This window comes from Haloarcula amylovorans (genome assembly GCF_004681185.1).
Taxonomy (GTDB): Archaea; Halobacteriota; Halobacteria; order Halobacteriales; family Haloarculaceae; genus Haloarcula; species Haloarcula amylovorans.
Map to the genome: position 1 here is coordinate 59,478 of NZ_SRIF01000015.1, position 6,705 is coordinate 66,182.

13 protein-coding genes and 1 pseudogene are annotated in these 6,705 nt (G+C 57.9%); 11 read left to right on the top strand and 3 right to left on the bottom strand.

Translation table 11 applies throughout. The features are described 5' to 3' along the window. Nucleotides 1-176: 176 nt before the first annotated feature. Entirely contained in the window at nucleotides 177-314 is a 138-nt protein-coding gene (locus tag E4S61_RS25765) for a hypothetical protein (protein WP_167768633.1), read from the bottom strand. Nucleotides 315-868: 554 nt separating this feature from the next. Between E4S61_RS25765 and E4S61_RS24370 the strand changes: the two genes are divergently transcribed. From E4S61_RS24370 to E4S61_RS24420, 11 genes are all read left to right on the top strand, one after another. After that, a complete protein-coding gene (locus tag E4S61_RS24370) occupies nucleotides 869-1,237 on the top strand; it encodes a DUF7344 domain-containing protein (protein WP_135306382.1) in 369 nt (122 codons plus the stop codon). Further along, nucleotides 1,237-1,656 (top strand): DUF7344 domain-containing protein, encoded by a 420-nt coding sequence (locus E4S61_RS24375; protein WP_135306383.1) that lies wholly within the window; start codon nucleotides 1,237-1,239, stop codon nucleotides 1,654-1,656. The genes E4S61_RS24370 and E4S61_RS24375 overlap by 1 nt, the downstream gene beginning before the upstream one ends. Next, nucleotides 1,653-1,868, top strand: coding sequence for a hypothetical protein (locus E4S61_RS24380; RefSeq protein WP_135306384.1), 216 nt, complete (start codon nucleotides 1,653-1,655; stop codon nucleotides 1,866-1,868). The genes E4S61_RS24375 and E4S61_RS24380 overlap by 4 nt, the downstream gene beginning before the upstream one ends. Then, entirely contained in the window at nucleotides 1,865-2,185 is a 321-nt protein-coding gene (locus E4S61_RS24385; RefSeq protein WP_135306385.1) for a glutathione S-transferase family protein, read from the top strand. Before E4S61_RS24380 ends, E4S61_RS24385 begins: the two co-directional genes overlap by 4 nt. A gap of 109 nt (nucleotides 2,186-2,294) precedes the next feature. Further along, nucleotides 2,295-2,720, top strand: a complete 426-nt coding sequence (locus tag E4S61_RS24390) for a hypothetical protein (RefSeq protein ID WP_135306386.1) — start codon at nucleotides 2,295-2,297, stop codon at nucleotides 2,718-2,720. A 355-nt stretch (nucleotides 2,721-3,075) separates the two neighbouring features. After that, nucleotides 3,076-3,282 (top strand): DUF7563 family protein, encoded by a 207-nt coding sequence (locus tag E4S61_RS24395; RefSeq protein ID WP_135306387.1) that lies wholly within the window; start codon nucleotides 3,076-3,078, stop codon nucleotides 3,280-3,282. Next, entirely contained in the window at nucleotides 3,279-3,653 is a 375-nt protein-coding gene (locus E4S61_RS24400; protein ID WP_135306388.1) for a hypothetical protein, read from the top strand. Before E4S61_RS24395 ends, E4S61_RS24400 begins: the two co-directional genes overlap by 4 nt. Continuing rightward, on the top strand, nucleotides 3,650-3,832 hold the full coding sequence (locus E4S61_RS24405) for a ribbon-helix-helix protein, CopG family (RefSeq protein ID WP_135306389.1): 183 nt from the start codon (nucleotides 3,650-3,652) through the stop codon (nucleotides 3,830-3,832). The genes E4S61_RS24400 and E4S61_RS24405 overlap by 4 nt, the downstream gene beginning before the upstream one ends. Beyond that, the gene (locus tag E4S61_RS24410) at nucleotides 3,829-4,101 is read left to right on the top strand and encodes a hypothetical protein (RefSeq protein ID WP_135306390.1); all 273 of its coding nucleotides are present in this window, start codon (nucleotides 3,829-3,831) and stop codon (nucleotides 4,099-4,101) included. The genes E4S61_RS24405 and E4S61_RS24410 overlap by 4 nt, the downstream gene beginning before the upstream one ends. A 278-nt stretch (nucleotides 4,102-4,379) precedes the next feature. Then, on the top strand, nucleotides 4,380-4,685 hold the full coding sequence (locus E4S61_RS24415; RefSeq protein ID WP_135306391.1) for a hypothetical protein: 306 nt from the start codon (nucleotides 4,380-4,382) through the stop codon (nucleotides 4,683-4,685). A 2-nt stretch (nucleotides 4,686-4,687) separates the two neighbouring features. Next, nucleotides 4,688-5,461, top strand: coding sequence for a hypothetical protein (locus tag E4S61_RS24420; protein ID WP_209309598.1), 774 nt, complete (start codon nucleotides 4,688-4,690; stop codon nucleotides 5,459-5,461). 404 nt (nucleotides 5,462-5,865) lie between these two features. Here E4S61_RS24420 and E4S61_RS24425 read toward each other — a convergent pair whose 3' ends face one another. Both E4S61_RS24425 and E4S61_RS24430 read right to left on the bottom strand, forming a co-directional pair. After that, a complete protein-coding gene (locus tag E4S61_RS24425) occupies nucleotides 5,866-6,390 on the bottom strand; it encodes a hypothetical protein (RefSeq protein WP_135306393.1) in 525 nt (174 codons plus the stop codon). Nucleotides 6,391-6,463: 73 nt separating this feature from the next. Next, nucleotides 6,464-6,705: pseudogene (locus E4S61_RS24430) on the bottom strand (hypothetical protein); the annotation flags it as partial.

The window sequence follows — 6,705 nt, forward strand, 5'->3', positions numbered from 1 at the left end:
GGAACCGTTCGCGCGCCCGCCATAGCGCTTTTTGTAGGAGTGTCGTGCACTCCGGTATGTCCTGCATAGGCGTACAGAAATCGGGTGTTGGGGGTTCGGAGGGAGTGTGCAGCCGACGGCCTCGGTTCGAGTGGGACAAGAGCCGTAATAGGGGGATTGGTTCGGGAGAGCGGGCGTCAGTCCTCGTCGTCCGGCGGGCCTTCCTGGAGTCGCTGGGAGACGCGCATTACCTCCTCGTCATTGAGTTCTTCATCGAGCAGGCGCTCGCCAAGTTCAGTAATTGCATATCGGCCGGCCTTCGAGTCTTCTTGCACGACGAGTTTTGCATACGTCAGCCTCGGCAATCTCCGGTGTACAGTCGTGTCGGATATTTCAGTATTATATCTTTCACGAAGGTTGTAATGAACTGCGCCTGGCTTCAATGCGAGTTGTGCGTCGCGGAGAAGCCTGAGAATCGCTCTATCGCTTTCGGTCAGGCCAAACACTGGACGCATTCACCCCTACTGTATCCGGTACGGTGTTTAGTTACACCGGGTGAGAGCGCGGGAGCGTGCATATACCCCCATGAAGATTTAATTGGAACTCTCATCTACATTGTAAGCGAGTGCACCCACAGTTATAAGTTATATGCTACATATAGTGATAGACAGGACTGTACGGGCGGCACACAAGTCAACCGGCGAAAAGTTCGTCGGACGACCGCGCCACAACGCGGCCGTCCAAGGTCCTACAGCACAATGACGTACGACCCACACCCCCTAAAGGGAACCGAACGTTGCAGGCGGAACAATCAGCCAAACAACCTTACCACCCTAGTAAGCGGCCTATTCTCGGCTAGCAATCGGTCCCTACTCGGAGGTTCGGCCTGATGTTCAGCGCCGTTCTCTCTCGAAGCACGGACATCGGTGACGTCGTGGGGGCCATCGGCCCCGATCTGTTCGACGCGCTCTCGAACGAACGACGACGCCGAATCCTGTGCATCATCGACGAGTCCGACCGAGCGCTCTCTGCCACCGACATCGCCGAACGACTGACCGAACGACAAACCGGCATCACGAATCCGTCACACGGCGACGATGAGTACAAACGCCGCTACGTCTCGGTCTACCAGACCCACATCCCGGCGCTCGCGAAGCTGGATCTGGTCCAGCACCGGAACGGCACCGTCACTTCGAGCGCGCACACGGCGGCGGCCGCGTCGCTTGCTCGCAAGTCTGAGAAAGGGAGGACAGCCTGATGATCAGCGTTGTCGCATCCATCGGCGAAGCGCTGTCCCAGCTTACCCCGACCTCCGAACCGGAGACTACCGAGTCGCCACTCGCACAGAGCGACCTCGACGTAGATACCTTCTACAGTATCGCGTCGAACGAACGGCGTCGTCTCGCGCTCCTCGTTATCGAGAACAGTGCAGAACTCCTCGATAAGCGCGACCTCGCCACTCGAATCGCGGCCCGAGAGACGGGGAAACCAGTGTCGTTGGTTACCAGCAAAGAGTACAATCGCGTTTACATCGCGATGTATCAGGTCCACCTCGACAAACTCGCCGAGGCTGGCCTCATCGATATCGAGCGAGATACCATCATCCCGACCGCTCGCAGTGCCGATGCCGTTCGAGAGATCAAGCAGACCACGGGGAACCTGGAGGGAAACGAATGAGCACCGAAGCGCCCCAAGACCAGAGCCAAGACCAAGAGCACGGCCACGACCCGACGCGAGTCAGCCCATCGTGGCCCGACCGACAACTCACTGCGACGCCAAGCGACGACGGCGAGAAGATGCTGTTCTACGAGATCGGTCTCGATTCCGAGTACGCCGACGGCGGCTGGATAGCTTCGGACATCACGGTCAGCACGGAGGACTGGCGATGACGGTCCACGAAACGTCCACCCGGCCCATCGACACGGCGACTGCACACGACCTCGCCCTGCTGGCCGGCGTCATCCTCATCGGCTTCGATAGCGCCATCACGCTCGCACACTGGCAGTACGAAGCCAATCCCGTCGTGATAGCTCTCGGACCCGCATTGATGGTCGGCATCAAGTCCATCGCTGCCACGGTCGCAACGGCCGTCTGGTTCGGCTTCGACCTCTCGCGATACCGCACCGCTCGCGTGTGCGCGTGGTTCCTCTTCGGACTGCACACCCTCGTTGCTGCGGCGAACGTGACGGTGGTGTTGCTCGCATGAACCACAACGATACCCGCCGACAGGCCAACGTCCTCGCCGCGGGCTTCTTCAGCGCTGGCATGTCGCTGGCCGTCCTCGTCGGCTACTTCGCAGTCCAGTGGGGGGCGCTATGAGCGCGTACAGTCACGGCGTTTCCCAATCCACCTCTACGAAGGTTCGGACCCTCTACGAGCAGGAAATCGAGACGATGGAGATCGTCCTGGAGGCCGACCGGTTCTGCATCGACGACGTGCCTGTCGACGACATCACGTACCAGCGCGTCATCCGCAAGCTCTCGTCGTGGGGCGCTATCGAGCGAAACGGCAAGAAATCGAAGGCCGACCGTGACGCGGACAACGCTATCCCGTTCTGGTCGCTGAAGGATGGCGTCCGCGAGCGACTCGAAGAGTATCGTTCGAACCACGAACGCTTTGAGTCCTGTGGCCACCGGGCACACATCCACCATAACGACCGCGGCGGCTACGGGTGTCAATACTGCAACGAACTACGGGATATCGACCGCGAGACGGTCGAAAAGAAGGTGTTTGGCCAATGAACAGCCATCTCGATCTCGAAGCGCGCATCGAGCGCCTCGAACGCGCTGTCTTCGGCGATGACGATGGTGAGGACCCGCCGATCCGAACCGACGGCGGTCAGTGTGCGGACGGTAGTGAACGAAAAGTAGAGCCAGCCTCTACAGTCCGTGAAGGATTATGGTCGACTTTTATTGCCACTCGTGTGATCAGGAGTTCTCTCCAGAAGTGGAGAACAAGTACGGTATGTACGAGTTTCGACGATGCCCACGCTGCGGTAGCGCGAAGACTAGCCTGGCGGGGTAATCCTATTCCGGTCAGACCTGGCAGAAATCATCGTTCAGTACACACGGCCACTGAACAGGAGGGCGACCGATAATGCCCTCCTGCAACAACTGCGACCGGCACGTCTCAGAGCGCTACGTCGCCGTCTTCTCGCCCGATGGCGAGACGGTCCGCTGTTGTTACCGCAACGACTGTGACCTCCAGCGAGACGGTCGCGACGTTCGCGACCGCCGGGCCCACTCCGGTGGGACCACCGAGCCGACCACGTACGAGCCGGAGAAGGCAGGAGGGAACGCATGACGGTTCACGAAATGCGCTACGCTGGCTGTTCGGTCCCCCTCCGCTACGGTCACACGACGATGACGATCCGACTCGCCGCCGAGTGGACTGACGTCGACGCTGGCGACACGCTGGAGATGGTCACCGACGACGACATGGTTCCGATGACCGTCGAAGAGACACGGACCGTCTCTGCGACCGACGCGTACGTGATCGCGAACGCGTCATCGGGTCACAGCTCGTACCAGTCGCTTGGCGAGTTCCTCGGTGTCTTTCGTCGCTACTATCCCGAGGCCGGCGTCGACGCGACCACGCCGTTGACGTGTTTCAACGTCACGCTGCAGGGCGACCTGCCTGCCGAGGCCACGGACTCCGTTGAGGTGGTCGAATGACGGGCCGACTCACGCAGAACGTCTCTAACGAACGCGTGACTCTTCGCATCTCCGAGACGTTACTGGAAGAGGTTGAGGAGACCGTCGACGGCGTGGACGGCTACGGTCGCTGTGACTTCATCCGCGAGGCGGTTGACGAGAAGCTGGAGAAAGACGATATCGACGGTGAGGAAGCATGAGCCGGGCTGGACACGGCGCACCGACGAAACGCCCCGAGCCAGACACGGAGATCTCCGAGAACTCCGAGGTCGTCGTCGAGCGCGACGGCGAAGACAAGGGCGACCAGAAGGGTGTCGTTCGGGAGGTTCGAGATTACGAAGTCCAGACCCGACTTGTCGTCCAAACGCGAGAAGGAGAAATCAACGTCCGGCTGGGACAGGCTGACCGACTGACTGGCGCGGATGCAGACATCGCCAAAGACCTAATCGGGGGACAGCGCAATGTCTGACGCGTCTAGCGGTTTTAAGTCACCGCGTACGCAACTGGAAGGACAGAGACAAGGCTCAACGAACAAACCTCGCCTGAAAAGCCGCGACGCACTCGGAAACTCGTTCTGTGGCAGGGACAGTTCCCGAGTGTCTTCCCGTAGTCGTGGTTTTTCGGCCCGTCACAATAAGCCTATCGCCGTCAGCAGTGGCTATGCTCTTCGGGCCGGCGTCCTCGTGCGTCGGGCATCCACGAGTCGTATCCACGACCACGATGTCAGCAACCACGCAGGGGGCCAGCATGTCTGAGTCCCCGCAGACGACCGAACAGCCAATCAATCAGCCGCAGTCCAACGCAGACGACTCCAGAACCGATGTGGACTGGGCAACCCTATGGATGGAGTTCGGGTTCGACTCTCCTGATGGAGTCGGCAACGAGTTCGCCTCCGAAACGCAGCTCGTCGCCGCGATCCAGTCCACCGAGCAATCGGTGGCCGGTGACGCGAAGTCCCACATCCAGAATGCAGTCGAGAAGGCCATCCTCGTCGAGCGCAAAACCGAGGGCGGCATCACGCGCGGATACACGTTCGTTGGAGGTGACCGATGAGCGTGGACTCTGCGATTTCTGCGGCGGAAACTGATGGAGAAAGTATTCCCAACGAACAGCTGCTCACGATGTTCAAAGAGCAGCAGGCCCAGATTGAGCATCTTCAAGACCAGGTCGAAGAGACACAGAAAGAGCTTGAGGAAGAGCGAGAGAAGCGAGAGGAATTAGAGAACTCGCTTGAGTTCGTGAAAGAGATGGTTTTCGACCTCGATGATGTCGTGATCGGGTCGGAGTACACTGCCGAGTATTATGCTGAAGACTATCCCCCAGTTCTCGCACAACTTGACGAACTGAACGACGGAGAGACGCTTGGGGAGCTTCGAGAGGACGTCATTGCCGAGCAGAAGACGCGGTCCCGAGAAGACAGTCAGCTTCGTCGGAAACTCAACGAAGTTGCTCAGGCGGCCGACGTTGACGTTGAGAACATCGACGTTGCTGGAAAGGATAAGATTCAACGGATTATCGCCAACGGCTGTGACGATGTTGTGGACCGGGTGTATCCCGTTCATGAACGCGCACGAGAGGTGTTGATGCACGCCGGAGATTGGGGTTACAAGGCCCAGGACAAGTTCGGCAACCGAATCACGCTCAAAGGCCCAGAGGTGCGTGAGAAGCTCGAACTGCGTCGTGACGAGAGTCTTCAGTCAAAGCAGGTTCGAGACGTCTTCGAGAAGATCGTGGAGCTCGCCTCCGACTCTCCTCGGAAAGTCAAGACCACGAAGAATGAGGACGGAATCCGAGTCCTCCGAATCCATCTCGAACAGGAGGGGCTGTAAGATATGTCAGATTCGATATACCGGCTTACACCTGTAGTAAGCTCGGAACGGTGTGAGGGGTGTAAGAGGAACGCCGGAACGGCCGGATATGACCCGCTGGAAAGAACAAAACCACCACCACAATACAACTCTAGTTGAGGGGTACACGATGTTGTTTCGTGTTTGTTTGTTTTGTTTGTTTGGTTAGGTGTAAGTGCAGTTCCCGTAAGCGGTCCGTAGCGGTCCTGTGTGGTACGGTCTGGGGCTGTTCCCGTCTTACTACAGGTGTAAGATGGGTTGGCGCTATCCTATCTGAGGTGGATGGTCTTACACCCAGATCTCTTCAATACCCACTCATTTCCGTATTCTTGGGTTGTGCTCTCTCTACCTGCTGATTCTATCTTACACCCAGGGTGTAAGACCTGCTATGTCGTCCGAAGAAAGTCAGTGCGCGGCTCGTAGACCTCACCTTTCTGCTTTAGCTGCTGTATCTCGTGCTTCATCGCTTTTGGAGTCATCCCCATGAAGGGCGCCTCGTCCATGACTGCCTCAATAGGTGCCCCCTTCTCGTATTCATCCTCCAGCTCTGCGATAAGCGACGTAACGCTCTCTACCATCTCTCGCTCGGAATGGTCGAAATTTCGCTTTCCGACGAAGAACTGTTGTGCCTCGATCGACGCGCAGTCTAATTCCTCACCGGCAGCAGACTTGACAGCGTCGGATATCCTATCATCCTCTACTTCAACGCTGAAGGCTGGGCTACCGTAATTGTACTCGGAATCTACCGTAACAGTTGCATCGGGCAACTCTTTTTCAATTTTCTCTTTGAGTTTATCTTCGGCCTTTTTTGACAGTTCCTTTGCCCTCTCAGAATGCTGCATGCTCGTTGCTTTGTGGTCATCCGCCCTCTCTAACGTCTCCATCGGATCGAGATCGCTGTCCTCCGACATATCCATAATAACGGCTAAGATTGGTTTATTAGTTTTTCAACCGCGGTGAATCTGAAAATGTACCGCGTTTCCCTCACGCCGGCTCGACGGGGCCGACGTACTGACTCTTAATTTGCTCGCCCTCACGCCACTGCAGGTAGTAGTAACTCCGTCCGTCGATAAGCTTCGTCGTCAGCGTTCCTTTCCCCGACGGGACGTCGGCTTTCTCACGTGCGAGTTCAAGCGCCCCGTCCCAATCTTCGTCATCATACCACCCATCAGGGGCCTCGATGTCTTGCTCGTCTTTGGAAGCCTGCTCGTCGTCGAGAGCCGTTA

What these genes read in the sequence shown, in the direction of transcription:
- E4S61_RS24410 (WP_135306390.1), top strand. Translation starts at nt 3,829, where the DNA reads ATGAGCCGGGCTGGACACGGCGCACCGACGAAACGCCCCGAGCCAGAC.
- E4S61_RS24400 (WP_135306388.1), top strand. Translation starts at nt 3,279, where the DNA reads ATGACGGTTCACGAAATGCGCTACGCTGGCTGTTCGGTCCCCCTCCGC.
- E4S61_RS24425 (WP_135306393.1), bottom strand. Translation starts at nt 6,390, where the DNA reads ATGTCGGAGGACAGCGATCTCGATCCGATGGAGACGTTAGAGAGGGCG.
- E4S61_RS24370 (WP_135306382.1), top strand. Translation starts at nt 869, where the DNA reads ATGTTCAGCGCCGTTCTCTCTCGAAGCACGGACATCGGTGACGTCGTG.
- E4S61_RS24395 (WP_135306387.1), top strand. Translation starts at nt 3,076, where the DNA reads ATGCCCTCCTGCAACAACTGCGACCGGCACGTCTCAGAGCGCTACGTC.
- E4S61_RS24405 (WP_135306389.1), top strand. Translation starts at nt 3,650, where the DNA reads ATGACGGGCCGACTCACGCAGAACGTCTCTAACGAACGCGTGACTCTT.
- E4S61_RS24385 (WP_135306385.1), top strand. Translation starts at nt 1,865, where the DNA reads ATGACGGTCCACGAAACGTCCACCCGGCCCATCGACACGGCGACTGCA.
- E4S61_RS24375 (WP_135306383.1), top strand. Translation starts at nt 1,237, where the DNA reads ATGATCAGCGTTGTCGCATCCATCGGCGAAGCGCTGTCCCAGCTTACC.
- E4S61_RS24380 (WP_135306384.1), top strand. Translation starts at nt 1,653, where the DNA reads ATGAGCACCGAAGCGCCCCAAGACCAGAGCCAAGACCAAGAGCACGGC.
- E4S61_RS24390 (WP_135306386.1), top strand. Translation starts at nt 2,295, where the DNA reads ATGAGCGCGTACAGTCACGGCGTTTCCCAATCCACCTCTACGAAGGTT.
- E4S61_RS24415 (WP_135306391.1), top strand. Translation starts at nt 4,380, where the DNA reads ATGTCTGAGTCCCCGCAGACGACCGAACAGCCAATCAATCAGCCGCAG.